This is a genomic window from Serratia sp. LSHTC3, assembly GCF_057197125.1.
The window spans coordinates 235,757-262,440 of sequence record NZ_JBXUNP010000002.1 but is presented as its reverse complement, the minus strand read 5'-3'; the positions used below and the strand labels follow the sequence as shown (position 1 = coordinate 262,440).

The following is a 26,684-nucleotide window of genomic DNA, read 5'->3' as shown; positions in this document are numbered from 1 at the left end:
TGGATAATTAAGCTAAGTCACTGTGACCTGAATGTCGTTTTTGCGGGAGAACTAAAACCATGGATCGCGTCAATATCATTCACGATTTACTAGACTGGATTGAAACTCATCTGGATCAGCCGCTGCTGCTGGACAACGTCGCCGCCAAGTCGGGCTACTCCAAATGGCACCTGCAGCGCATGTTCCGCAGCACCACCGGCCACGCGCTCGGCAGCTATATCCGCGAGCGGCGTCTTTCGCAGGCGGCGCAGGCGCTGCGCTCCACTCCACGACCGATCCTGGATATCGCCCTGCAATACCATTTCGACTCTCAGCCTTCGTTCTCGCGTGCCTTCAAGAAACAGTTCGGCAAAACCCCGGCGGTCTATCGCCGCACCACCCGCTGGGACGTCGCAGAATGGCCGGCGCAGCCGATAGAAATGCAGGCCGAACCGCGCCACGATGCCCCCACGCTGCCCCGCTGGTACGCCGGCAAGCCGCCGGAAGGCGTTTGCACCAGCTGGATGGGGCTGCGTTAATCAGCGCGGTATAAGGCACAAAAAAGGGTTCAGTTCGCGAGAACTGAACCCTTTCTCTATTGACGAGACACCGAATTATTTGAAGGTGACGTCAATATTCGCCGATGCGCTGAACGGCCCTACCTTCGGGTTGGTGCTCAACCATTTCAGGCTGGCCATAAAGTTCTTTTCAACGATGGTGCCGTTGACCAGGCCCAGATCGACCGGGCTGTTCATCATGATCGGCGTATTTGGCGTCGCCGCCTGCGAGATCAAAATACCGAAGCCGCTGTCGCTGGTCGGCAGGATCACGCTGTTATCCTGCAATGGGTAGGTGGTGCTGAAGCTGGCCTGCAGCGTTTCCCCTTTGCAGTCTTGACCGGTCGTTGGATCGGACATATTGGCGGCGACCGAGAACGGCACCTGCTTCTCGATTTTACCCACCACCGCATTCTGACGCGGAATGGTGCCAAAGTTCACCGTCGAACCGTTGTTGGCCACTACGGTGATTTTCGGGTTGCAGGAGATAAACTGAATATTACCCAGCCCGGAGATGTAGGCGTTAAAGTTGCTGTTCGGACGGCTGTTCAAGCCGCCGACGCCATCAACCTGAAACACCGAATAGGCATTATTGTCTGTGATTTTTCCGCCCGCCGGCGGTGCCTTGCCGGTCGCTTTAATGTAGATAGAGTATGTTACGGTGACGCTTTGGCTCGTCGCCGGCCTGCTACAACGTGGCGGGTTGCTACATACTGTACCCGGACCAACATTCTCACGCTGATTCTTTACCGGCTTGACGTCAATCCCTTTAAATGTCACACCCACTTCGATTGAATTGTGGATGTTTTGCATTTTATTCTGCGGATCCCAATACAAAAATGCGTCTTCGCCTTTCGGCATATTGTCTGTATCAGAGCACTGGAACGTAGAGGTAAAGGGCTGCGAACGCCACAGCAATGCCCCCGGAGCAGTATTAGCCGTCGACACCTTGATGGCCTTATCCAGCACGATATCCTGGCGAATGCTGCCGTTCTGCTTACACGACAACGCATAGCTGCTCTGCGAAAACCCGCCCAGCGTGACCAGCAGCCCAGCCGCCAATCCGAGATTCTTATGCTTTAACAAAGAAGACATATCCTTTCCTTTTACGGTTTTCCGCAGGTCAGCGAAAGTTCCTGATAACCGATCAACTGTTCGGTCGCCGCTTTCAATTCCGGCACCACCAGTGAGCAGCTTTCGCCCGCGTCGTTGCCCCATTTCACCAGCAGACGATCCCCTGCGGAGGCACCTGAGATATAAATATCGCCGTTGGTACCGACAGTACCGTTGTTCTTACCATCCGCACTGAAGACGTTGGCACCAATCGGCGGTACGCTGCCGTCGGTCATCTTGCTGTGTACCAACAGGCTTTGGCCCGTGTGCGTTTCAAACTTCACGCGGGTGATTGCGCCGTAAGTCGGCACCACGTCTCTTGCCGCCATCGGGATATCCAGGCCGTTGCCGATATCTTCGGTGCGCAGCGCCACGCGGTTATGGCGGTATGGCGACGCAGAGGTCATCACCGCGTAACCGAAGCGGTCGATGGCGACGCCGGGTTGGTTTTCGATACGAACGCCCTTGGCGTCTTTGGCTTCCACCAGCACAAACGTATTCTGCAGCGGCTGGGTCAACGTCACGCCGCCGGAGTGTGCGACGATACCACCCGCCACGCCCAACGAAGACTGCTGATAATCTTTGCTGTAGCTATAACCGGCATTGATGGTCCCCATGCTGCCCTGATAACCGACGTTGGCCGAGCTGGTTTGGCCCGAATAACGATCATGACCGCTTTGCACCGCATAGTTCAAGCGGTTGTCATCCAGCGCGGTGCCACTCAGGCCGGCGCTGTAGGTGTTGCCGCTCTGCTTGCTGTGGCCAGCGTTGAAGCTGGCGGTCATGTCCGACGAATCCTTGCTGAAGAAGCTGAACGGAATCGATACGGTCAGGTTGACGCTGCGGTCTTTATAGCCGTAGTTGCTGCGGCTGTCCTGATAAAAGACGCCATAGCTGATATTTTTATAGCTGCTGTTAAAACCGGTTTGTACGGTACGGTCTTCACCGGATCCGCCCCAGTAAGACTGGTTGCTGAGGTTGGCGTACAGCGTCGAATTACCGGCGATGCGCTGGTTGACAGACAGCTCAACGCGCTGGCGTTTGTTGTTGAAACGGCTGGTGTAATAGCTGCGACGGCGAGATTCCGCCCAGTCCGGCACGCCCAGGTTGCGATCGTTTTGATCGTAGTAATCGTTACGGTAATAACCGTTCTCATAGCGTTCGCGCTCGGCAACCGCATCGGAGAAATCATAATAGCCGGAGGTCGAGTAACGGTAACCGGCAATGCGGAATTCCGTCCCCCAATCGTTGAGCGACTTGGAATACAGGAAACGGAAACTCTCCCCCTGCTTGTCATCGCCGTTCACCAGGTTGGTGTCGGAATAGGACATATCAAAAGAGACAGCCCCCCAGTTCCCCAGGTTTTTACCGAGGCCTACGACCGCTGAACGGTAGTTTTCCGCCACCAGCACGCCACCGTAAGGCGTGATGTCATACGCCATACCGTGCGACAAGGTGCCTTGGACAAACTTGGGCTGATAGCGGCTGGTGCCGTCGTGGTATTTACCGGCGGTCAGCTGATAGTTCCAAATCCCTTCGCGCAGCATGTTCGGCACCGAGGAGAACGGCACGACGAAAGAGGTTCTCGAACCGTTGGCTTCGATAACCGTCACGTCCAGGTTACCACTCAGGGTGCTTGGGAAAATGTCCGTCAGTGCAAACGGCCCTGGCGGCACGTTGGTGCTGTAAATGGTATAGCCGTTCTGACGCACTTCAACGCGCGCGTTGGTCGTCGCCACACCGCGCACCACCGGCGCATAGCCGCGCTGGCTTTCCGGCAGCATGTCGTCGGCGCTGGACATCTGCACACCGCGGAACTGAATGCTGTCGAAAACATTGTTATTGGTGTTGGTCTGGCCGATCACCAGACGGCTGCGCAGAGAAACGATGTCCGTTTCCGCCCAGCTGGAAATGTTCTTCCAATGCGTACCGGCGCCCGACTGTTGGTTCAACGTCGAGTTGTTGCGCAGGCGCCAATCGCCAATATTGAGGCCATTGTTAAGGCTCAGGAAGTAATAGTCGGAAGTCTTGTCGTTCTGATTGTTGCCGTAGCGGTTATGAGTGCCGCTAAAGTTATAGTTAACAAAGCCGGCATTGATGCCGCGATCGTAAACTTTCGGCGAAATGGCACCTTGCGGGCGTGGGATCAGAAACACCTGCGGCACTTCCAGATCCATACGCTGTACGGCGGCGTCATAGCTCAGCTTGGCGCCGGAGATCTGTTGTGGCAATGCGTAGCATTGCGCGGCACCGGCGGTGGTCAGATCGCCGGGCAGCTTTACGCCGTAATCCTGATAGTCCGCGGCCGTCAGGCACGGCGCTACCGGAGAGTCTTTGGATTCTTTCTTGAACTCGATTTCGCGGTGATCGATACGCTGCCCGTTGAGATAGATATCAAACGGATATTTACCCGGCAGAATGTCATCCCCGCTGGCCAACGACGCCACCTGGGCGATATTGTCATCGCCATGGATGAAGGAGGTGTTGAACTGCTCCTCCGCCATGGCCATATGTGAGAATGAAAAAGGCACAGCAGAAAAATAAATTACACCATTAATCAGCTTCACCAAACGTTTTGGCGCGAGGGTTGTTATTCTTTTGTGTGCCATTTCTTTCATTCCTTGAAGTGCTTCAAATCAATTCAGTGCGACGTTTTTAATCTCGGTGTGACCGCCATAGTCGTTGATATAGGTAAACGACATATTGTTGGCTGATTGCGCCCCCTGAGGCAGGGAAATACGCAGGCTGTCGTGTGGCTTGACCATGTCGGCGTTCACTTTCCAGCTCTTGCCGCCGCTCTTCAGGTTCAACACGCCCAGCGTGACAAACAGCGGGCCATCGTTAGTCACGACTAAATTGCCGCCCTGGCGCTTCCACTTCAGCGCTTCCGCCTGCTGTTGCAGGTTGGTTTTCAACGAATCCGGGCGATAGAACAGTTTGATACGAGTACGGATCGCCACCTGCAGCACGTTATCTTGCTTAGGCGTTGGCGGAATTTCCTGTACGTTGACCCAGAGCAGAGATTCTCTGTCCTGCGGCAAACCGCTGCCGGAATAGATAAAACGCAAAATGGCGTCTTTCTTGGCAGCCAGCTTCAAAATGGGTGGCGTCACCACGATCGGCAAATTCTTAGGCATCTGGCTTGCATCGCCAGTATCCAGCCAGGTTTGCACCATGTAGGTATCGTCGCTGTCATTGCTGATTGAGAGCGATGCGGATTTACTTGCGCTGTTATAGATGACACGCGTCGCATCAACCTGAATGCCGGCAAAGGCATTAACAGAGAATGCGAATAAAATACCAGTCAGAATTTTTTTCATCGGAATGTCTCAACTCTCAAAATTTAGCCATCCTTGGCCAATAACTCTATCTATCCTGCCAGCGAATTATTTGTATTCGATGGTGAAGGTAGCGTTAGAGTTTGCCTGACCGGCAGTTACCAGATCCTGGAAGGATTTGTAACGAGCGCGCAGGTTGAAAGTCGCAGCACCTGGGTTATCGCCATCAGCAGCAACAGTTACGGTAGCTGGGGTAGCCACTTCCTGAGAGATTGGCAGAGTAGAACCGTTGTTATCCAGAATTTCAACGCCAACGCCAGTCGCGCCGCCAGTTACAGCCAACAGCTCTGGGTGGCCAGCTGGGGTGTTACCGTCGAAACGCAGGGTGTAGTTACCCGCTTCACATTTCTCCAGGCTGATATCGAAAGCTTTAGCACCGCTGGTAGAACCGGCAGTTGGGAAAGCGGTGGTAGGATATTTACCCAGGTAAACTTCTTTATTCTGGTCTTTATCAACAACTTTACAGGTGGACTGTACAATTTCACCGGTGAATTTAACGTTGCCGTTTGCTGCCATTGCGTTGGAAGCAGTTGCAGACAATACCAGGGCAGCCAAAGGCAATAATACTTTTTTCATTTCCAGCTCCATAGAACAATAAAATAATCGATTCAGTGGCGGGCTTATATATATATTGCCGCCACTGAGCATACACTCAGCGATAGCACTCCCTTGCTGAAAAGGAGCGTTGCCTCGATGAACTCATTGCCGGACGAAATATAGACTAAGCATATTCTTAATGTTAAATCGTTTAAAACATTCATAAGCCCCCTCTTGATAGGAATAAACTATCGGCGGATACCTATCGATCGATGTTGACGATTCATATGAATAGGAATAATCTGTGTTTGGGAAAGCTGCAGAGTTCAAGATTTTGCGTTAAGGCCTGAAAATCAGAATATTATCCCGAATATTTACATTTAGTAACAGATTGCGACGTTTGGACTTTGGCACGAATTACGCGTTTAATGGTCTGTCGACACGTTTCGGCCATCCTGACGCTTTAAATAAGAAATTTACCAATAAACCTGGAGTAACTTTCTTTTTAATCATTTAAAATCAACAAGTTAAATATCAATCCAAGGATTGGGAAATGAGCGGTTCTTTCAGAGAGAAAAATAACGGCATTAATTATGTTTTTCAGCCAATGTTCGCGAAGTCGGGACAATTGCTGGCCGTTGAATGTCTGTCTCGCTTTACGTTTAATAGCGAATATGCCCATTTTTCTCCTGAACAGTTCTTTCGTCACGCCGACAGCGCCACCCGGATTGAGATTTTGATGGATCAGATCAATCTGATCGATAAATACAAACACTGGTTTCATGAAAACCAAGTGATAGCCACTTTGAATGTTGACGATTATTCCCTGCAATCGCTGGCGAATAGTCACTTTGCCGAGAGAATTAATGCCCTGCGCTGTATTCATTTTGAGATCAGCGAGAATTCAACCCGGCTGGTGAAAGATCGCGTGCACGGCGATCCGTCATTGAATAGTTATTCATTTTGGCTCGATGATTTTGGTTCTGGCTATGCGGGTTTTTCCGCGTTGTACAACAGCCAGTTCCGCTTCGTTAAGCTCGATCGTTTTCTGCTCTGGGACTTTATGAAAAAGTCCGGCGGCGAGGGCTTGATGCGCGCGTTACTGCGCTTCTTTTACCTTAATCATTACAAGGTAATTATCGAAGGAGTTGAAACTCCCGAACACAAGAAATGGCTGGATGAAATGCCATATTACGCACTGCAGGGAAAGCTGTGGAAGGAATCCAGCATCAAGGATTTGAACTCGCTTCTTACAGCTGAATACTTTTAACTCGGTATTGGTGTTTGCCCTATGTCTAAAAACAACGTTCTTGTGATTAGTGAGTGTAAGTACAGCTATGTTGGCCTGTCGGTGCTGCTGAAGAAACATTACGGCGCGTACGATATCCGCCTGTTTTCCGATTTCATGCACGGCGGCGCCAAAGCGGAAAAGATCACCAAGCACGATATCGCGCTGATTTTCACCTCGCAAAACCTGGAACAGAGCGTCAACGTGATCGAAAGCCTGGTGTCCCTGCACCAGCAGTACAACAGCAAGACGCGCCTGCTGGTGTTCTATGACGACGAGCGCGTAGTGAAACTGCTGTCGATCCTGGGGATTTCCGTTGAATTGGTCTCTACCCGCATTCCGCTTTATTCGCTGCAGGAAAAAATCCAGCGGCTGCTGGAAAGCAAAGAACCGGGCGGTATCCGGGTGCAGAAAACCCGCGAGCTCAGCCCGGCGGAAAGCGACGTGATCTTCAATCTGCTGCGCGGCGACAGCCTGCTGCATATCGCGGAAAAACGCGGCACGCACCCGAAAACCATCTTCTCGCAAAAATACAGCGCGATGAAAAAGCTGCGGCTGCGCAGCATGAGCACCATCTTCGTCGCCGGCAAATAAACATCTTGGCTTGTTGCGCGGCACGCCGCGCGGCAACCCCTCCCTTCCGCCAGGTTAAATTAATGTAACAACCGGCGACAAAGCAGCAACAGACACACAACATCCTCTCCTGTTGGTTACGATTTGCACACGGATTATCCGTGAGTCATGTCGTGTGGATTAAAATAAACATCAGGAGATGTTATGAAGTCGTCCTTATTCAGCCGCTATACCTGCTTTGTGCTGAGCATCTTGCTCACCCTGGTTTTCTTGATCATGATGCACAACCATCCCTGGTTCTGGCTGCCGGCCCTGGCCTGCGGTTGCCTGATGGTGCTGGGTATCTACGATCTCACGCAGCAGCGCCACGCCATCTGCCGCAACTACCCGATCATCGGCCGCCTGCGCTTCTTCTTCGAGTTCATCCGTCCGGAACTGCGCCAGTATTTCCTCGAGCAGGATAATGAAGAGATCCCGTTTTCGCGCACCCAGCGCACGCTGGTGTATCGCCGGGCGAAAAACGAGATGGGTGACAAACCGTTCGGCACCCTGCTGGACGTGTATCAAACCGGCTATGAGTGCATCGGCCACTCCATGCGGCCGGTGGAAGCCGCCGACCCAACCAGTTTCCGCATCACCATCGGCGGCGCCGACTGCCGCCAGCCCTACTCCGCGTCGATCTTCAACATTTCGGCCATGAGCTTCGGCGCACTCTCCGCCAACGCCATCCGCGCGCTCAACCTCGGCGCGGCCAAGGGTAACTTCTACCACGACACCGGTGAGGGCAGCATCAGCCGCTATCACCGCGAAAACAACGGCGACCTGGTGTGGGAGCTGGGCAGCGGCTATTTCGGCTGTCGCACCGCCGACGGCCATTTCGATCCGCGCCGCTTTGCCGAACAGGCGCAAAGCCCGCAGGTGAAAATGATTGAAATCAAGCTCAGCCAGGGCGCCAAGCCGGGCCACGGCGGCATTCTGCCGGCGAAGAAGGTAGATGCGGAAATCGCCGCCACCCGCGGCGTGCCGGAAGGCGTGGATTGCATCTCGCCGGCCTCGCACAGCGCCTTCACCACCCCGCTGGAAATGATGCAGTTCATCCAACAGCTGCGCGAGCTGTCAGGCGGCAAACCGGTCGGTTTCAAGCTGTGCATCGGCCACCCGTGGGAGTTCGTCGCCATCGTCAAGGCGATGCTGCACACCCGCATTCTGCCGGACTTCATCGTGGTGGACGGCAAGGAGGGCGGCACCGGCGCCGCGCCGCTCGAACTCTCCAACTATATGGGCATGCCGCTGCGCGAAGGGCTGCTGTTCGTGCATAACACGCTGGTGGGCTGCGGCCTGCGCGACCAAATCAAGATTGGCGCCAGCGGCAAGATCATCAGCGCCTTTGACATCGCCAGCGTGCTGGTGCTCGGCGCCGACTGGGTGAATTCGGCGCGCGGCTTTATGTTCGCCGTCGGCTGCATCCAGTCGCAAAGCTGCCACACCAACCACTGCCCGACCGGCGTAGCGACGCAAGATCCGCTGCGGCAAAAGGCGCTGGTGGTACCGAACAAGGCGGAACGCGTCTACCACTTCCATCAGAATACGGTGAAAGCGCTGGCAGACATGCTGGCGGCGGCCGGCGTCAGCCGCCCGGAGCAGCTGACCTCGCACCATATGCTGCGCCGCATCACGCCGACCGAGATCAAGGTGTACGCCGATATCTATTACTATCTGGAGCCGGGCGCGCTGCTGCAGCCGGAGATCAAAAGCGAGTTCTACGCCCGCATGTGGCGCATGGCGACGCCCACCAGTTTCGATCAGGCGATCTCGCTGCCGGCGGCATGATGGGATAAGGGATAAAAGAGAGTTGCCCCCTCGCCTTGGGGAAGAGCATATGGAGAGGGGTTGCTTGCTACGGCGGCCCTCCCCCTCAACGGCGAGAGGGCGTGTCGGTTACTGCTTGCGCACCGGCGCATCGCCGGCGACGTAGTAGTCGGCGGTGCTGCGCGGCAGCGGCGCGCGCTGGCGAATGCGGTCGGCGATCTTTTCGGCGATCATGATGGTGGTGGCGTTCAGGTTGCCGGTAATGATCAGCGGCATGATTGACGCATCCACCACCCGCAATCCTTCCATGCCGTGCACCCGGCCCTGGCCGTCGACCACCGCCATCTCGTCTTCGCCCATCTTGCACGAGCAGGACGGGTGGAAGGCGGTTTCGGCGTGCTCGCGCACGAAGGCGTCCAGCTGCTCGTCGGTCTGCACCTCCGGCCCTGGGCTGATCTCGCGGCCGCGGTATTCGTCCAGGGCAGGCTGCGCCATGATTTCGCGCGTGATGCGGATAGCGTCGCGGAACTCCTGCCAATCCTGTTCGGTCGACATGTAGTTGAACAGAATGCTCGGATGCTGACGCGGATCTTTCGATTTCACCTGCACCCGGCCGCGGCTCGGCGAACGCATCGAACCGACGTGGGCCTGGAAGCCATGCTCTTTCACCGCGTTGCTGCCGTTATAGTTAATCGCCACCGGCAGGAAGTGATACTGAATGTTCGGCCAGGCGAACTCTGCGCGGCTGCGGATGAAACCGCCGGCCTCGAACTGGTTGCTGGCGCCGACGCCGGTGCCGTTGAACAGCCATTCCGCGCCGATTTTCGGCTGATTGAACCATTGCAACGCCGGGTACAGCGACACCGGTTTCTTACAGGCGTACTGCAGATACATCTCCAGGTGGTCCTGCAGGTTTTCCCCCACCCCCGGCAGATCGTGCACCACGTTGATGTCCAGACTTTTCAGCAGCGCCGCCGGGCCGACGCCCGAACGCTGCAGAATTTGCGGCGAGGCGATGGCGCCGGCGCACAGCAGCACTTCGCGGCGCGCTTTGGCATGGGTCAGCTGATTGCTGTCGCCCTGCAGATAGTTGACGCCCACTGCGCGCTTGCCGTCGAACACGATATGGTCGGTCAGCGCATGGGTGACGATCTTCAGGTTCGGCCGAGAACGCGCCTGATCCAGATAACCGCGGGCGGTGCTGGCGCGGCGTCCCTTCGGCGTCACGGTGCGATCCATCGGGCCGAAGCCTTCTTGTTGGTAACCGTTCAGATCGTCAGTGCGCGGGTAACCCGCCTGCACGCCGGCTTCCACCATGGCGTGGAACAGTTCGTTGTTACCGGCCTTCGGCGTGGTGACGCTCACCGGGCCCTCACCACCGTGGTAATCGTTCGGGCCGATATCGCGCGTTTCCGCCTTACGGAAATACGGCAGGCAGTCCAGATAGGTCCAGTCTTCCAGACCCGGCGCCTTGGCCCAGTTGTCGAAATCCATCGCGTTGCCGCGAATGTAACACATGCCGTTGATCAGGGATGAACCGCCCAGCCCTTTGCCGCGGCCGCATTCCATCCGGCGGTTGTTCATGTGCGGCTCAGGATCGGTTTCATACGCCCAGTTATAGCGGCGGCCCTGCAGCGGAAACGCCAGCGCGGCCGGCATCTGGGTACGGAAATCCATCCGGTAATCCGGGCCGCCGGCTTCCAGCAGCAGGACGCTGACGTCGGCGTCTTCGGTCAATCGGGTGGCTAACACGTTGCCGGCGGAACCGGCACCGATAATGATGTAGTCAAATTCCATTCATTATCTCCTTACTTTATTGGCCTGCATGAGACGAAAACGCGAAACGCGGATCCGCAACAGGCGGTGTATTTGGCTCTCGGGGAGTGTCGGCCGCAGCCAACCCGGCTGCGGCTCGAAAGACGACGGGGATAGTTAAAATACCGAGGCGTAATCGCCCAGCTCAACCTGCACCGATTTGATCTGGGTGTAGTGCTCCAGCGTGGTCAGGCCGTTTTCGCGGCCGACGCCGGACTGCTTGTAGCCACCGACCGGCATTTCCGCCGCCGACTCGCCCCAGGTGTTGATCCAGCAAATGCCGGCTTCCAGCTGGTGGATCACGCGGTGCGCGCGGGCCAGATCGTGGGTCACCACGCCCGCGGCCAGGCCGAAGGTGGTGTCGTTGGCACGGCGCACCACTTCCTCTTCGCTCTGGTAGCTGAGAATGCTCATCACCGGCCCGAAGATCTCTTCGCGCACGATTTCCATGTCGTCACGGCAGTCGCTGAATACCGTCGGCGCCACGTAAGCGCCCTTGCCGAATTCGCCGTGGGTGACGCGTTCGCCGCCGCACAGCAGGCGCGCACCGCTGTTTTTGCCGCTCTCGATAAAGCGCAGCACCGATTCCATGTGCGCAAAGCTGACCAGCGGCCCGAAGTTGGTTTGCGGATCGGTCGGATCGCCGAGGCGAATGCGCTTCACGCGCTCGAGAATTTTCGCCTCAAACTGCGCCTGCAGCGCCGCCGGCACAAAGACGCGGGTGCCGTTGGTACACACCTGGCCGGAGCTGTAGAAGTTGGCCATCATGGCGATATCGGCGGCGCGATCCAGATCGGCGTCGTCGAAGATAATCAGCGGCGACTTGCCGCCCAGTTCCATGGTGACTTCCTTCAGCGTCGAACCCGACGCGTTAGCCATCACCTTCTTGCCGGTTTTCACCCCGCCGGTGAAAGAGACTTTGGCAATGCCCGGATGGTCGGTCAGGTATTGCCCCACTTCCGCCCCGCTGCCGGTCACCACATTGAACACGCCGTCCGGCAGGCCGGCTTCGGTGTAGATTTCCGCCAGCTTCAGCGCCGTCAATGACGTGACTTCGCTTGGCTTGAAGATCATCGCGTTGCCCGCCGCCAGCGCCGGCGCGGACTTCCACAGCGCGATCTGAATCGGGTAGTTCCAGGCGCCGATGCCGGCCACCACGCCCAGCGGTTCGCGGCGGGTGTAGACGAACGAGGTATCGCGCAGCGGGATCTGTTCGCCTTCAATGGCCGGGATCAGGCCGGCGTAATACTCCAGCACGTCGGCGCCGGTGACGATGTCCACCGCGGTGGTTTCCGACATCGCTTTGCCGGTATCCAGCGTTTCCAGCGCCGCCAGCTCATCGTTGCGCTCGCGCAGAATATCCACCGCGCGACGCAGGATGCGCGAACGTGCCATCGCCGTCATCGCCGCCCACACCTTCTGCCCGCTGGCCGCGCTGGCCACCGCACGATCGACGTCTTCAGCGCCGGCGGACTGGACTTCAGCCAGAATTTCGCCGTTCGCCGGGTTAATGGCGTTGAAGGTTTTTCCAGCGGTGCTGTCTACATAGGCGCCATGAATATAGAGCTTCTGCAAGCCAAAACGGGACATAGGATCTCCTTGAGTTATCCTCCGGGCGGCGTCTGCCCCCGGAGTTGGAACGTGATGTATTCGGTCGTGAGCGCCAGCGCCTGCGCCTGATTGAACGCGGAGCCGCGCAGCGCGCTGCGCAGCCACAGCCCATCGATCAGCGCCGCCAGCCCCTTGGCCGCCAACCGCGCCTGCGGCTGCGGCATGACGCGGCGAAACTCGGCGCACAGGTTGGAATAAAGCCGGCGGCCGTTCACCTGTTGCAGCCGGTTGAGCTGCGGCTGGTGCAGGCTGCTGGCCCAAAAGGCCAGCCAGGTCTTCATCGCCGCGCTGTTGATCTGGCTGTCGTCGAAGTTGCCGGCGACGATCGCCTGCAGCCGCGCCGCCGGGCTGTTATCGGTCAGCGCCTGCAGCCGCAGCTTCACCGCCTCGCCCAGGTGGCTGATCAGATAGCGCATCGTGGCTTCCAGCAGGCCGTTCTTGTCCTTGAAATAATGGCTGATGATGCCGTTGGAAACGCCGGCGCGCCGCGCGATCTGCGCGATGGTGGCGTCATGCATTCCCACTTCGTTTACCGCGGCGAGCGTGGCATCAATCAACTGCTGCCTTCTGATTGGCTGCATTCCTACCTTTGGCATATTTCGACTCTCACAAAACCGACTTCGGCCTTATCTCAGCGGGCAAATTTCACTGCCGTTTCGCCCGTGATTCAGGTCATCATGCGGACTATTAAACTTTTTTTTGATTGAACGTTCAATAAAAATTGCATATATTTTATTGCTGCCTGGTTAAAAATTTGTACTATCTGGTTGTGGAACTGGCTGATTTTTGTGAGGTAATTAACGAATCTGACCAAAATCAGTGGCTGTAAGCGGTTCCCACCGCGAAGCGCTCCGGTGCTTCGGCAACAGGCGAAAGCGGCGTTACTCAGGCCATTCCCATGGGGATGGTCGCCGCCTTCATTCGCCCGTTTTTCGGCGGCGCCAACGCGCCCCGAAATGCGGAGCGGCACGATTTTACTCAGTTCAGAGGATGACGATGACAACACGCGAAACCTCCTCCAAACCGCAGCAGGACCGCCTCAACCCTGTGGTTTTCTTCACCTCGGCGGGGCTGATCCTGGCCTTCTCGCTGATGACCATCTTTTTCACCGACTTCTCCGGGCAGTGGATCACCCGCACGCTGAATTGGGTGTCGACCACCTTCGGTTGGTACTACCTGCTGGCGGCGACGCTGTACATCGTGTTCGTGGTGTTTATCGCCGCCTCGCGCTTCGGTTCCATCAAGCTCGGGCCAGAGCAGTCCAAGCCGGAGTTCAGCCTGATGAGCTGGGCGGCGATGCTGTTCGCCGCCGGCATCGGCATCGACCTGATGTTCTTTTCGGTCGCCGAGCCGGTGACCCAGTACATGATGCCGCCGGAAGGCGACGCGCAAACGCTGGAGGCCGCGCGCCAGGCAATGGTCTGGACGCTGTTCCACTACGGCCTGACCGGCTGGTCAATGTATGCGCTGATGGGCATCGCCCTCGGCTACTTCAGCTATCGCTACAATCTGCCGCTGACCATCCGCTCGGCGCTGTACCCAATCTTCGGTAAACGCATCAACGGCCCGATCGGCCACAGCGTGGACATCGCCGCGGTGCTCGGCACCATCTTCGGCATCGCCACCACGCTGGGCATCGGCGTGGTGCAGCTCAACTACGGCCTCAAGGTGCTGTTCGAGATCCCGGAAAACCTGACGGTGCAGGGCTCGCTGATCCTGCTGTCGGTGATCATGGCCACCATCTCGGTCACCTCGGGGGTCAACAAGGGCATCCGCATCCTGTCCGAGCTGAACGTGCTGCTGGCGCTGGGCCTGATCCTGTTCGTGCTGTTCTTCGGCGACACCGAGTTCCTGCTCAACGCGCTGGTGCTTAACGTCGGCGATTACGTCAACCGCTTTATGGGCATGACGCTCAACAGCTTCGCCTTCGATCGGCCGGTGGAGTGGATGAACAACTGGACGCTGTTCTTCTGGGCCTGGTGGGTGGCTTGGTCGCCGTTCGTCGGCCTGTTCCTGGCGCGCATCTCGCGCGGGCGCACCATTCGTCAGTTCGTGGTCGGCACGCTGATCATACCGTTCGTGTTCACCCTGCTGTGGCTGTCTATCTTCGGCAACAGCGCGCTGTATCAGATCATTCACGGCAACGCCGAGTTTGCTCAGGAAGTGATGCAGTTCCCGGAGCGCGGCTTCTACAGCCTGCTGGCGCAATACCCCGGCTTCACCTTCAGCGCCTCGGTGGCCACCATCACCGGCCTGCTGTTCTACGTCACCTCGGCGGACTCCGGCTCGCTGGTGCTGGGTAACTTCACCTCGCGCCTGGCCGACATCAATAATGATGCGCCGAACTGGCTGCGGATTTTCTGGTCGGTGGCCATCGGCCTGCTGACCATCGGCATGCTGATGACCGACGGCGTGCCGGCGCTGCAGAAAACCACGGTGATCATGGGCCTGCCGTTCAGCTTCGTGATCTTCTTCGTGATGGCCGGGCTGTATAAATCGCTGCGGGTAGAAGACTACCGCAAGGCCAGCGCGCTCAGCACCCTGGCGCCGGTGCCGGTCTCCAGCCACGACGTGCTCAACTGGAAACAGCGCCTGTCGCGGGTGATGAACTACCCGGGCACGCAGTACACGCAGAAAATGTTGGATAAGGTTTGCCGCCCGGCGATGCAGGACGTGGCGCGCGAGCTGGAGTTGCGCGGCGCGAAAGTGGAGTTCAGCGAAGTGCCGCCGACCGAAGACGAACGCCTGAACCACCTGGAGCTGCTGGTACACCTGGGCGAGGAACAGAACTTCATCTATCAGATCTGGCCGATGCGCTACTCGGTGCCGGGCTTCACCTACCGCGCCCGCTCCGGCAAGTCGCACTACTACCGGCTGGAAACCTTCCTGATGGAAGGCACCCAGGGCAACGACCTGATGGACTACAGCAAGGAACAGGTGATTGGCGATATTCTCGACCAGTACGAGAAGCACCTGAACTTCCTGCACATTCATCGCGAAGCGCCGGGGGGCACCCTGACCTATCCTGATTAAAATAATGCCATTCCCACCAGCCTATTAGTTGGTGGGAATATCCCCCCCAAAAATTCAATACATATTTATTCTAAACCTCATCAAAAAACATCATAAGTATCTTTTTTGAAGATTAAAAGACACTCCAAGACAATTAAAACCCTATAAACTACAAATAGTTACTTTATTTTACATAAACAAAAAACATCATTTATACCTTACCAGCATCGATAAAATGATGACCATGCATCCAATATCAGAAATTTCCTCAGCCAGACTTTCAATTCTTTCCTATAATTACTTAGCCTTTAAAAGAGAACTGCAAGTCATTAGTAAAAAACATTATCACAATGAGGAATTAAATTATGGCTGAGATAAAATACGAAAAACAGATTGCCAGCATTTATTATGCAATCACTCGGAAAAGCCCACCTGAAAAAGATTTAAAATCACTTAGTGAAAATTTACAGAAAAATGGACCTGCGGGTTTAGAGGATTTAATCACAAGGCTAATGAAGACGCCTGAAGCAAAAGAAATATATGGTGGATATCATAATAACTTTGAGATCATGTTTTTCTTTTTTAACACCATTCACGGTAGAACCATGGGAGAAATAGAGTTTAAGCTCTGGTCAAACGAGTCATATATCAACCCTAACCTCAATAATAATCTCTTCAAAATTACTAAGGAACTTGTAACTAATACGGCACCATGGCCTCAATTGAACGACGACTGGAGTATAAATAATAGTTATGAATATAATTACCCGGTACAACGTCAGATAGATAGGGAGCATTTTGTAGACAACGGAAATCAGGCTCTTTATCCTGGCTCTCCCTCCCCATCATCAACGAATGAAACTGATAGCACAGCTGATATTCAAGGCGTTTTTCATATCTTAGGGGCAGGAATCACCCGTGATGTGATTGAGTATTGGGCTCCATTAATCAATAACCATGAAAGAACATTACTTCAAGCCACAGAAAAATTTATTAATGATCGTCCATATCTAAGTAAAGTAACTAATAAGACATTTATACAAAAGTTATTCGAGAATGGTTATGAGCGTTCAGCATCTGATAATGAATTGAACTTTTATGTCAATCTATTATCAACGGGAATATCTCGTGGAGAGATTGCAATAAAATTAATGAATACATTAAAAGAAAGTAACAATGAACAAGATCACGTTGCAAGGGAACATTTAAAAGGCGCTTCATATGTTTATAAAGCAGGAGAACTGCCTCCTTTAGAGTATCAGGAGTTTATCGCCGAACTTTATTTAGCTGGCGCGGGAAGAAATCTAAATTCTGAAGCACTATTTGGCTGGAGCCAAAAAATGGCCTCAGGTACCGGCTACGACAAAATGGTAGATATTTTACTCAATACTTCTGAGTTCACTCGCATATCAACATATTTAGAAATTACCGCATACGCGCAAAAAGTGTATAATTTTGTTTATGGGCATGATGCAGATAGCGCCACAATACAGCAACTTGTTACCCTATCCGATAAAGGTGAGATAATTAAAAGTGTAATAAACAGCGCACTAAATACAACCGCGGGCACAACAAATGAATTTCATGAGAAGTTCCAATTCATATTTAGAGTTGCAGACAGCCTGAATTATAAAACCTATGCAACATTGACAAACAATTCAGATAACTATCTTTCTAGTAGTGTTAATTCTGGGTTGCTACATAATATCAGTAAAATAGAAATGTCAAAATTAGAAAAAATAGATATCAATCTTGCAACAAAAAGCAATATTAACCTTAATCAGGCAGCAAACATTAAGCAAATAAGCATTAGCGGAAACCAACCTGTGAAAATAGCTTTGCCCGATAATAGTGTTAATGATTTCATTTTCGCTTATATGAACGGAAGCATTTCAGAGTTAACGTCTAAAAAAGCAAACACATTATTAATGTTAACACAGTCAGCTGATATCACCACAGCGCCAACTCATTTTAATTTTGGTATCGGTAACGATTTTCTTGGATGGACAGGAAATAATAGTAACAAATCCGGAAATAAAATAAACACTTTGTTTACGGCAGATGGCGGTAACGGAGTCAACTCAATATCTGCGAACTTTATCAATACTCGATCTGAAATAACAATCACCAAAGGTATTAATGGTGCTCCAGACACAAAGAGCATCCAATATACAAGCAATCTCGACCAGTTTAAAAACTTCTCGCTTATCGACTTATATAAATACACAGGTCAAATATCAACATTAACTTATACAAAAAATGTAGATGGTACTATATCCAGAACATCATCAGTAATCAGCAACACTTTAGATTATGATATATTTATTGAAAACACCAACATCATTAGTGGAGGGAATATTAATCAAATTGGCAAAGCAGGGTTCTCATTTATAAACACAGCGAATCAATCAAAACCTGCCACTGCAGATATAGTTTCCGTCATCAACATACCTAAAGAGGCGGCAAATTTTTATATTGGAAACCGCAGTGACGGACCTTACTCTGTGAGTAATGTAAATTACTCACTGAAATTTAAGAATGATGTAACAGAATTAAACTTCCTTACCAATCAAAAAAATGGTGAAGACACATTAACCAAATCGGTAGAATCATCTGGCACTAAAAGCGTTATTTATGCAGGAGCATTTGAGTTAATAGGGGAAAACCTGAGGAATGTTAATATAAAAACCGTAGGGGAATCAAATGACAAAAATGGTTTGACGTTAAAATTAACCAAGTCACATGTTGAAAAAATAACTATTGAAGGCACACACAAAATAAAATTGAATGCTATTCTTGGAGGAGATAACAATACTACTGAATTTACTATTGATGCTTCAAAAAACTCTGGTGTAGATCTTTCGATTGAACCTGATTTATTTACAACAATAAGTAAGAACATCGTCATTTTTGGCGGTTCGCAAGGCAATAAATTTGCACTCTCGAATTCAATATACCGAGAGGTATCAAGCACTATAAAACTCATCGGCGGCGATGGGGACGATTATTTTGACGTGAGTGATATCGTAACAGCCATTGGAGGAAAAGGGGCGGACATGTTTAATATTATGTCAATCGCTAAAAACACCAGTACTCTTTATGATTTTAATGCACGAGAAGATATTATCGCTCTCAGTGATGATAATTTTTATATTTCAGGAAGAAAAAAAGGGGAGAAAATACCTTTCGTAGATAACGTTAGTGGAGGGAGTAGCTTGGACAACTATGGATATATAGAGTTCATTTCAGACCCAGAAAACCCATTGCAATTTAAAGGGAAGGCTGGTGTCGTTTCCACTCTGGACAGTAATTTGAAAAAAGATACGTATATCGTGGTGGATCTTAATAATAACAAAATATTTGATAACTCAGATGCATTAATAAAAATATCCGGACAGCCAGATACTGAACTCCTTGCATCACAACTATATTATTAATAAAAAAAGGGATTGGTTAAAATACAAACATGCAGTAACCATTCTGTCGCTAAAATGTAAAAGCCCGATGAGTACATCGGGCTTTTTAGGGCTAAATTGTGTCAACCATATTAGTATTGGTCACTGCTCGGCCGGCAAGTCGGCTTTCAGCAGCACCAGGGAGCCGGCCAGCAACACCAGATCCTTGATTAAAAAGCTGGTGGCCCCGGCCATGGCGGGAAAACCGCCGGCGGAGGGCTCCCAGGCGCCCGGCGTGGAAAAGATCAGCGTCAGCGTGGTCAGGTAGGTCACCGTCGATCCGATCGCCCCCAGCAACCCCAACCGCCGCGACCAGAATCCCGCCAGCAGCAGCAAACCGAAGCTCCATTCAGCGACGCCTAATGCATAACTGGCGCCGCGAATGCCGAACGCCTGATGCATCCAGCTCAGCAGCGGGCTGTTGCCGATCAGCGGCACCAGCCCCTGCGCCTCGTAATCAAACCATTTGGCGTAGCCGAAGGCGGCGAAAATCACCACCAACGCCGCGCGCATAAAGATAACGTCCCCGTTCGAGCGCTGAAAGCGCCGCAGCCATGTCGCCAACATCATCCTCTCTCCTTATGCTGCCCGCAGCCGCCGCGGTTTGCCGCTTGCGGCCGCGGGGTGAGGCGGCTTAGTGCCCCATCGCATCCTTTTTCATCTCGTCTTTCTTCATGCCGTCTTTGGCCATACTGTCTTTCGCCATACCATCCTTTTTCATGGCGTCTTTGCCCATTTTGTCTTTCTTCATGCAGTCCTTGCCCATGCACTCTTTCTTCATCCCATCTTTCGCCATGCCGTCGTGCGACATCTGGCTCATGCCGTCCTTTTTCATCGCGTCTTTACTCATGCCGTCCGCGGCGTTGGCGCCGGCCACGCCCAGCATCAGCGCGCTGCACATCATCATTGCGAATAACTTTTTCATGGTATTTCCTTCCGTCATGTCAAAGGCACCGGAGTGCCGGAGAATGGCCGGCGGCCGCCTCAGCTGCCGCCAAACCAGTTGTAGCCCTGGTCTTCCCAGTAACCGCCCGGGAAGCGGTTGGTGACCTCGATCACCTGAATGTGTTTCGGATTCTTGTAGCCCAGCTTGGTCGGCATGCGCAGCTTCATCGGGTAGCCGTACTTGCGCGGCAAGATCTGGCCGTCGTAGGTCAGCGCGATAATCGTCTGCGGATGCAGCGCGGTGGCCATATCGATGCTGGTGTAGTAGTCGTCGGCGCATTTGAAGCTGACGTAGCGGGCGCTCAGATCCGCGCCGATTACCTTAAGAAAGGTGGCGAACGGCACGCCGCCCCACTTGCCGATGGCGCTCCAACCCTCGACGCAAATATGACGCGTCACCTGGCTGACCTGCGCCATCCGATGCAGCTGCGGCAGGCTCCAGGCGCGCTTGTCCTGCACCAGCCCCGCCACCTCCAGCCGATAGTCGTCGCCGTTGATGTCGGGCGCGTCCTCCTCGGCGTAAAAGGCGTTGAACGGGAATGGCCGGGTGATCATCGATTCCGGGTAGACCGGCGCCAGGCGATCGCCGTTGAACAGCCAGCCCTGCACCCGATCGTTGAGACGCGAAATGCGGCTCAGCGCCTGCTCGACGTTAGCGTTGCCGCTGAGATCGCAGCCGGTGAGCATGGCGATGCCGCCCAGCGTCAGGCCGTTGCGCAGAAAGCGGCGGCGGGACGACGCGGTCAACAAGCGCTGCGCTTCTTTGACGATCGCCTGCCCTTCAACGATCGTCATGATCGGTTTATCCTTTTTCATCGTGAACTCCTTAACGTCCGCGCAGCATGGCCAGCAGCGTGCGAGGCACCAGCGCCACCATCACCAGATGGATCGCGACGAAGGCCACCAGCGCCGACATGGCGAAAAAATGGATATAGCGCGCCGCTTCATAGCCGCCGAGCAGCGTGCGCAGCAGTGGAAACTGCACCGATTTCCACAGCACCAGTCCGGACAGCACACTCAGCACGCCAAGGAGCATCACCGACAGATAGGCCACGCGCTGCACCATGTTGTAGTGGCGCAGGTCGGCGTGCTGCAGCCGGCCGCGCAGCGCCGCGCCGACATCGGCGAGAAACTGCTTCGGGCTGAGCGGCCAATATTTGCGTTTGAAACGCCCGCTGGCGAGGTTAAGCAGCAGGTAGCACAGCCCGTTGACGCCAAACAGCCACATGCCGGCGAAGTGCCACTGCAGCGCGCCGCCCAGCCAGCCGCCGAGCGTCAGCTCGTTGAAAAAGCTGAAGTTGAACAGCGGCGAGGCGTTATAGATGCGCCAGCCGCTGGTGACCATGATCAGCATCGCCAGCGCATTCAGCCAATGCGTCAACCGCAGCCAGAGAGGATGTACCGTCTGTCGTTGTTCCGGGGTGAGGGTGAAGCTCATAGCGATTCCTGCCAGCTAACGATGCGATGAGCCCAGTATTCCCCGGATTTGTTCCCCAAGACCTCACGCAAAGTTAAATAAAATGTGATAACTCCGCCGGTGGCGGTTGTGTAGACTTCAGAGAGAATCGGGCAATCAGCGGTAATGAGAATGGACAAGCCAAAACGAATTTTGATCGTCGAGGACGACGGCGACATCGCCGATCTGCTGCAGCTGCATCTGCGTGACGAGGGTTACGCCATCAGCCACGCCGCCGACGGCAATCAGGGCATGGCGATGCTGGAACAGGGCGGCTGGGACGCCCTCATCCTCGATCTGATGTTGCCGGGCGTCGACGGATTGGAGATTTGCCGCCGGGCGCGCACCATGACGCGCTACACGCCGATCATCATCACCAGCGCGCGCTCCAGCGAGGTGCACCGCGTGCTGGGGCTGGAGCTGGGCGCTGACGACTATCTGGCCAAACCTTTTTCCATGCTGGAGCTGGTGGCGCGGGTCAAGGCGCTGTTTCGCCGCCAGGAGGCGATGAGCCGCAACCTGCGCCTGGACGCCGGCGCGCTCAGCTTCAACGATCTGACCATCGATCCTATCGCCCGCGAGGTGCGCCTGCACCAACAGCCGATCGAGCTGACGCCGCGCGAATTCGACCTGCTGTACTTTTTCGCCCGCCACCCGGGCCAGGTATTCTCGCGCCTCAGCCTGTTGAATCAGGTCTGGGGCTATCAGCACGAAGGGTATGAGCACACCGTCAACACCCATATCAACCGGCTGCGCATCAAGATTGAGCGCAATCCGGCGGAACCCGAGCGCATCCTCACGGTGTGGGGCATGGGCTATAAATTCGCGGCCGCGCCGCAAGAGTGAGCCATGAAAAACCTTACGTTAGCGCAACGCCTCACGATTATCTTCGCGCTGCTGATCGTCATCGGCTGCGCCTTTTCCGGTTGGATGCAGGTGCGCAGCAATACTCAGTACAGCCAGGCGGTGATCCAGCGCCTGTCCGGCAACCTGGCGCAGCATATCGCCGACAGCAATCCGCTGCTGGGGGTGAACGGGCCGGAGCCGCAGGCGGTGCATACCCTGTTCGACCAACTGATGGCGGTGAATCCCAGCGTTGAGGTTTACCTGCTCGACAAACAGGGCACGATTATCGGCAACGCCGCGCCGGCCGGGCATCTGAAGCGGCAGCGGGTCGCGCTGGCGCCGCTGCAGGCGCTGCTCGATGGTGCGCAGATGCCGGTGTACGGCGACGATCCGCGCAGCGCGGACGGGCGCAAGGTGTTCAGCGTTGCGCCGCTGAAGGTCGACGGCCGGGTCGAGGGCTATCTGTATGTGGTCTTGCTCGGTGAAGAGTACACGGCGCTGGCCAGCAACGCCCAGTTCAACTCGGCGGCCAGGATGGCGCTGTGGACCTCCGGGGTGATGGTGCTGTTCAGCCTGCTGGCCGGCGGTTTCGCGTTCTACTGGGTCACTCGCCCCATCCGGCGCCTGACCCGTCAGGTCAATGCGCTGGACAGCGGCGGCATCGAGGCGGTGCAGGCCTACGCGGCGCGGCCGGCGGCGCCGGCCGGGCGCGACGAGGTCAGCCAGCTGCAACAGGCCTTTCACCGCATGGCGCAGCGCCTCGCCGAACAGTGGCAAACGCTGGCGCAGCAGGATCGGCTGCGGCGCGAATTCATCGCCAACGTCTCGCACGATCTGCGCACCCCGCTCACCTCGCTGCACGGCTATCTGGAAACGCTGTCGGTCAAGGCCGCCACCCTGAGCGACGCCGATCGGCGGCGCTATCTGGAGATCGCCCTGGCGCAGAGCCGCAAAGTGGGCAAGCTGGCGCAGGAGCTGTTCGAGCTGGCGCGGCTGGAGTACGGCGTGGTGAAACCGCAGAAAGAGCCCTTCTCCCTCAGCGAGCTGTTGCAGGACGTGTTCCAAAAGTTCGAGCTGGCGGCGGAGGCGCGTAATCAGCGGCTGCATGCCGACATCGCCCCCGGCGTGCCGCCGGTGTTCGCCGATCTCAGCATGATTGAGCGGGTGCTGACCAACCTGCTGGACAACGCCATTCGCCATACGCCGCCCGGCGGCGACATCGGCGTGCGGCTGTGGCGGCAGGAAGATCGGGTGATGGTGCAGGTCAGCGACAGCGGCCCCGGCATTCCGCAGACGCTGCGCGCCGATCTGTTCGTGCGGCCGTCTGTCCTGAGCGGCGCCCGGCGCCCTGCGGGCGGGCTGGGGTTAATGATCGTGCGGCGCATTCTGCAGCTGCACGACAGCGATATTCAGCTGATCGAACAACCGCAAAGCGGCGCCTGCTTCCGCTTTGCCATTCCGCCGCGTTAATCCGGCTTAACGGTTATTGCGCTAACGGGAACCGCAGGCTGAAAATGAGGCTGGCGGCAGACGCGCGCCCGGTACATTCGGCGCGCGCCTCACCGCCGTGCAGCGTCATGATGGCGCGTACGATAGACAGCCCGAGACCGCTGGCATGGCTGCCGGCGCTGCGCGCGGGATCGGCGCGGTAGAAACGATCGAACAGTTTTTCCAGCTGTGCCGGCGCGATCGGCGGCCCCTGATTGATGACCTGCACCCACCAGGCATCGGCGCGCCGTTCAGCCCGCAATACGATCAGGCTGTTTTCATCGGCATAGCGCACCGCGTTGGCCACCAGATTGCTCAGCGCCCGCTGGAACAACATCGCGTCCGCCTTCAGCTCGCCTTCCCCTTCGCAGCTCAGCGCGATGCCGCGTTCTTCCGCCAGCCCTTCGAAGTAATCCGCCACCCGCCGCAGCTCGGCCGCCACATCCAGACGACTGTAGTTCAGCGCGGACTGCGCCTCACCGGCGCGCGCCAGAAACAAGATGTTTTCCACCATGCGCGAAATACGCTCCAGCTCATCCATATTGTTCGACAGTAGGGTTTCGTACTCCTCCACGCTGCGGGGCTGATACAACGCCACCTGACACTGGCCCATCAACGCGCCCACCGGGGTGCGGATCTCATGGGCCAGATCGGCGGAAAACTGCGTCAGCCGCTGATAGCCTTCATTCAACCGATCGAGCATCGCATTGAACGAACGGGTCAGCTGCTGCAATTCCTTCGGCGCCCCCTGTTCGCTGAGGCGCGTCGACAATGTATTGGGCGCGATCTGCGACGCCTGCGCCGCCATGCGCCATAGCGGCTTCAATCCCCGGCGCATGACCCCATAGCCCAGCAGCGCAATCAGCAGGAAAGCCACAATGACCGCCGCGACAATGCGCCACAGGTAACGCGCCAGCATTTTCTGTTCGTTGACCATCACGTGCGCGGCGGAAATCTGCAGCAAACTGCCGTCTTCCAGGCGCACCATTGCCGACGCCGCGCGCAGCGGCACCCCCTGCGCCGTTTCCCCGCCGCGCACGGCGGCCAGCGTCTGCGCCTGTTCGGGCGGCGTCGGCGCGATCGGCGGCAGGGCCACCCTGGCCGGATTCACATTGATGAGCGGTTTTTGCCCCAGCATTTGGAAAATCAACACATCCTGTTCATTGCCCAGCATATTTTCGAACAGGCCGTTATTAGCCGTCAGGCGCGCCAAAGGAAAGCGCTGCCCCAATAAATGGCGGAAATACTCTACGCGCCCGGTCACCTGCAGATCGCTGCGGAGCGTCATTTCCTGACGCATGGCGCCGAACAGATACCAGCCCGCCCCGCTCACCACGCAGGCGGCCACCAGCGCGAACAGCATGGCGGTGCGCAGCGTCAGCGACACCGGCCGACGTGAAGCGCGGGCGTTCACGGGCGCGGCTCGCAAACATAGCCGATGCCGCGCACGCTGTGGATCAGCTTGACGTCGAACGGCCGGTCGATTTTGGCGCGCAGGCGTTTGATCGCCACATCAACCACATTAGTGTCGCTGTCGAAATTCATGTCCCACACCTGGGAGGCGATCTGCGTGCGCGACAGCACTTCGCCTTCGCGCCGCACCAGCAGATGCAGCAGCATGAACTCCTTGTTGGTCAACGGGATCACCTGATCCTGGCGCACCGCCCGGCGGCGCAGCACGTCCAACTGCAGATCGGCGATGGCGTAATGATCGGCTTCGCGCGCCGGCCCGCGGCGCAGCAAGGTGCGCAAACGCAGCACCAGCTCGGTAAAGGAAAAGGGTTTGATAAGATAGTCGTCCGCGCCCAGCTCCAGACCGTGGATGCGATCCTGTACGCCGTCGCGGGCGGTGAGAAACAGGATCGGCACGTCGCTTTTCTTGCGCAACACCTCGATGATCTGCCAGCCGTCCAGCCCCGGCAGCATCACGTCGAGCACGATCGCATCGTAGTCCTGCTCCAACGCGCGAAACAGCCCGTCGGTGCCGGTGCGCGCCAAATCGACGCCGTAGCCCGCTTCCCCCAGCCCTTTCTTCAGGTAATCCCCTGTGCCGATATCGTCTTCAACTACCAGTATTCGCATGCTCGCCACCTCGTTACGTCTGCAAAAATACTAGCAGCTTCGGCGGACAAACTTGATGACATTAATGTCATCAAACGGCCATGGCGCTGACCCAATGGCTCAACCATGCTTAACCGGCAAACTCATTTCAGGAGAACGTTATGATTACCCGTCATCGTATAGCCGGTTTACTGTTATCCACCTTGCTGCTGTCCAGCGGCTTGGCCGCCGCCGCCCAACCGCCGGGCAAGGTGATTGCGCCGCTGCGCGGCACCATCAGCCAGGTTGCCGACGGCAATTTGCAGCTGACCGATCGCAAGGGCGAGACCCTCAGCGTCAAGCTGAACGATCAGACCAAAGTGCTCAGCGTTTCCAAAGCCACGCTGGACGATATCAAACCGGACAGCTTCATCGGCACCGCCGCCGTGCCGCAGCCGGACGGCACGCTCAAGGCGTTGGAGGTGCATGTGTTCGCCGCCAGCCTGCGCGGCACCGGCGAAGGGCACTCGGCCTGGGAATCCGCCGACGGCAAAGTGGACACCATGACCAACGGCACCGTCGGCAAACTGGTGAAATCCAACGGCCGCATCCTGACCGTCACCTACGGCAACCAGCAGAAAACCGTCGTCGTGCCGGAAGACGTGCCGATCGTGACGCTGGATCCGGGCGATCTGAACCTGCTGAAACCGGGCGTGCACATCGTGCTGTTCTCCGCCGCCAACGAAAAGGGCGAGCGCGTCGCCACCCGCATTTCCGCCGGCAAAGACGGCACCGTGCCGCCGATGTAACCGGAGGAATGCC

Annotated in this window: 23 protein-coding genes; 9 read left to right on the top strand and 14 right to left on the bottom strand. The window is 55.8% G+C overall.

Translation table 11 applies throughout. The features are described from left to right. Nucleotides 1-59 precede the first annotated feature (59 nt). Nucleotides 60-518, top strand: coding sequence for a helix-turn-helix domain-containing protein (locus AC2CGI_RS08510; protein WP_004939075.1), 459 nt, complete (start codon nt 60-62; stop codon nt 516-518). Between the two features lie 75 nt (nt 519-593). Here AC2CGI_RS08510 and AC2CGI_RS08505 read toward each other — a convergent pair whose 3' ends face one another. From AC2CGI_RS08505 to AC2CGI_RS08490, 4 genes are all read right to left on the bottom strand, one after another. Then, a complete protein-coding gene (locus AC2CGI_RS08505; protein WP_015377185.1) occupies nt 594-1,631 on the bottom strand; it encodes a fimbrial protein in 1,038 nt (345 codons plus the stop codon). 11 nt (nt 1,632-1,642) lie between these two features. Further along, nucleotides 1,643-4,258, bottom strand: coding sequence for a fimbria/pilus outer membrane usher protein (locus tag AC2CGI_RS08500; protein WP_076740428.1), 2,616 nt, complete (start codon nt 4,256-4,258; stop codon nt 1,643-1,645). A gap of 27 nt (nt 4,259-4,285) precedes the next feature. Then, the gene (locus AC2CGI_RS08495) at nt 4,286-4,969 is read right to left on the bottom strand and encodes a fimbrial biogenesis chaperone (RefSeq protein WP_004939085.1); all 684 of its coding nucleotides are present in this window, start codon (nt 4,967-4,969) and stop codon (nt 4,286-4,288) included. 66 nt (nt 4,970-5,035) lie between these two features. After that, nucleotides 5,036-5,563, bottom strand: coding sequence for a fimbrial protein (locus AC2CGI_RS08490; RefSeq protein ID WP_004939088.1), 528 nt, complete (start codon nt 5,561-5,563; stop codon nt 5,036-5,038). A 514-nt stretch (nt 5,564-6,077) separates the two neighbouring features. On the opposite strand from AC2CGI_RS08490, the gene AC2CGI_RS08485 reads away from it, so the two are divergent. The 3 genes from AC2CGI_RS08485 (at nt 6,078) to AC2CGI_RS08475 (ending at nt 9,215) form a co-directional block, all read left to right on the top strand. Next, entirely contained in the window at nt 6,078-6,794 is a 717-nt protein-coding gene (locus AC2CGI_RS08485) for an EAL domain-containing protein (protein WP_004939091.1), read from the top strand. A gap of 21 nt (nt 6,795-6,815) precedes the next feature. After that, nucleotides 6,816-7,406, top strand: coding sequence for a LuxR family transcriptional regulator (locus AC2CGI_RS08480; RefSeq protein WP_004939094.1), 591 nt, complete (start codon nt 6,816-6,818; stop codon nt 7,404-7,406). A 183-nt stretch (nt 7,407-7,589) separates the two neighbouring features. Further along, nucleotides 7,590-9,215: an FMN-binding glutamate synthase family protein gene (locus tag AC2CGI_RS08475; RefSeq protein WP_015377182.1), complete on the top strand. Its 1,626-nt coding sequence runs from the start codon at nt 7,590-7,592 to the stop codon at nt 9,213-9,215. 108 nt (nt 9,216-9,323) lie between these two features. Here AC2CGI_RS08475 and betA read toward each other — a convergent pair whose 3' ends face one another. The 4 genes from betA to AC2CGI_RS08455 all read right to left on the bottom strand — a co-directional run bounded on the left by betA (nt 9,324) and on the right by AC2CGI_RS08455 (nt 13,626). Beyond that, nucleotides 9,324-10,991 carry a choline dehydrogenase gene (gene betA / locus AC2CGI_RS08470; protein WP_015377181.1) on the bottom strand — a complete coding sequence of 556 codons (1,668 nt, stop codon included), beginning with the start codon at nt 10,989-10,991 and terminating at the stop codon, nt 9,324-9,326. Between the two features lie 135 nt (nt 10,992-11,126). Next, on the bottom strand, nt 11,127-12,599 hold the full coding sequence (betB, locus tag AC2CGI_RS08465; protein WP_021504279.1) for a betaine-aldehyde dehydrogenase: 1,473 nt from the start codon (nt 12,597-12,599) through the stop codon (nt 11,127-11,129). A gap of 14 nt (nt 12,600-12,613) precedes the next feature. Beyond that, nucleotides 12,614-13,216 (bottom strand): transcriptional regulator BetI, encoded by a 603-nt coding sequence (betI, locus tag AC2CGI_RS08460; protein ID WP_004939107.1) that lies wholly within the window; start codon nt 13,214-13,216, stop codon nt 12,614-12,616. A 71-nt stretch (nt 13,217-13,287) separates the two neighbouring features. Then, a complete protein-coding gene (locus tag AC2CGI_RS08455; RefSeq protein WP_126181001.1) occupies nt 13,288-13,626 on the bottom strand; it encodes a hypothetical protein in 339 nt (112 codons plus the stop codon). On the opposite strand from AC2CGI_RS08455, the gene AC2CGI_RS08450 reads away from it, so the two are divergent. Both AC2CGI_RS08450 and AC2CGI_RS08445 read left to right on the top strand, forming a co-directional pair. Beyond that, nucleotides 13,617-15,653 (top strand): choline transporter, encoded by a 2,037-nt coding sequence (locus AC2CGI_RS08450; protein WP_015377179.1) that lies wholly within the window; start codon nt 13,617-13,619, stop codon nt 15,651-15,653. The two genes, AC2CGI_RS08455 and AC2CGI_RS08450, sit on opposite strands and share 10 nt — an antisense overlap. Before the next feature lie 344 nt (nt 15,654-15,997). After that, on the top strand, nt 15,998-19,069 hold the full coding sequence (locus tag AC2CGI_RS08445) for a DUF4214 domain-containing protein (RefSeq protein WP_015377178.1): 3,072 nt from the start codon (nt 15,998-16,000) through the stop codon (nt 19,067-19,069). A 120-nt stretch (nt 19,070-19,189) separates the two neighbouring features. On the opposite strand, the gene AC2CGI_RS08440 is transcribed toward AC2CGI_RS08445, so the two are convergent. The 4 genes from AC2CGI_RS08440 to AC2CGI_RS08425 all read right to left on the bottom strand — a co-directional run bounded on the left by AC2CGI_RS08440 (nt 19,190) and on the right by AC2CGI_RS08425 (nt 21,470). Continuing rightward, nucleotides 19,190-19,657, bottom strand: coding sequence for a YkgB family protein (locus AC2CGI_RS08440; RefSeq protein WP_033640910.1), 468 nt, complete (start codon nt 19,655-19,657; stop codon nt 19,190-19,192). 64 nt (nt 19,658-19,721) lie between these two features. Beyond that, nucleotides 19,722-20,012, bottom strand: a complete 291-nt coding sequence (locus AC2CGI_RS08435; protein ID WP_015377176.1) for a pentapeptide MXKDX repeat protein — start codon at nt 20,010-20,012, stop codon at nt 19,722-19,724. Between the two features lie 59 nt (nt 20,013-20,071). Beyond that, entirely contained in the window at nt 20,072-20,848 is a 777-nt protein-coding gene (locus tag AC2CGI_RS08430) for a molybdopterin-dependent oxidoreductase (protein WP_015377175.1), read from the bottom strand. Nucleotides 20,849-20,858: 10 nt separating this feature from the next. Then, nucleotides 20,859-21,470: a cytochrome b/b6 domain-containing protein gene (locus AC2CGI_RS08425; RefSeq protein ID WP_015377174.1), complete on the bottom strand. Its 612-nt coding sequence runs from the start codon at nt 21,468-21,470 to the stop codon at nt 20,859-20,861. A 150-nt stretch (nt 21,471-21,620) separates the two neighbouring features. Here AC2CGI_RS08425 and AC2CGI_RS08420 point away from each other — a divergent pair, with 150 nt between their 5' ends. Then, nucleotides 21,621-22,334 (top strand): response regulator transcription factor, encoded by a 714-nt coding sequence (locus AC2CGI_RS08420; RefSeq protein ID WP_021504276.1) that lies wholly within the window; start codon nt 21,621-21,623, stop codon nt 22,332-22,334. A 3-nt stretch (nt 22,335-22,337) separates the two neighbouring features. After that, nucleotides 22,338-23,804: a sensor histidine kinase gene (locus AC2CGI_RS08415; RefSeq protein WP_015377172.1), complete on the top strand. Its 1,467-nt coding sequence runs from the start codon at nt 22,338-22,340 to the stop codon at nt 23,802-23,804. A 13-nt stretch (nt 23,805-23,817) separates the two neighbouring features. Here AC2CGI_RS08415 and AC2CGI_RS08410 read toward each other — a convergent pair whose 3' ends face one another. Both AC2CGI_RS08410 and AC2CGI_RS08405 read right to left on the bottom strand, forming a co-directional pair. Next, nucleotides 23,818-25,236, bottom strand: a complete 1,419-nt coding sequence (locus tag AC2CGI_RS08410; RefSeq protein WP_076740429.1) for a heavy metal sensor histidine kinase — start codon at nt 25,234-25,236, stop codon at nt 23,818-23,820. Then, nucleotides 25,233-25,904 (bottom strand): heavy metal response regulator transcription factor, encoded by a 672-nt coding sequence (locus tag AC2CGI_RS08405; RefSeq protein ID WP_015377170.1) that lies wholly within the window; start codon nt 25,902-25,904, stop codon nt 25,233-25,235. Before AC2CGI_RS08405 ends, AC2CGI_RS08410 begins: the two co-directional genes overlap by 4 nt. A 140-nt stretch (nt 25,905-26,044) precedes the next feature. Between AC2CGI_RS08405 and AC2CGI_RS08400 the strand changes: the two genes are divergently transcribed. After that, the gene (locus AC2CGI_RS08400; RefSeq protein WP_484593942.1) at nt 26,045-26,671 is read left to right on the top strand and encodes a hypothetical protein; all 627 of its coding nucleotides are present in this window, start codon (nt 26,045-26,047) and stop codon (nt 26,669-26,671) included. The last annotated feature ends 13 nt before the right edge of the window (nt 26,672-26,684 follow it).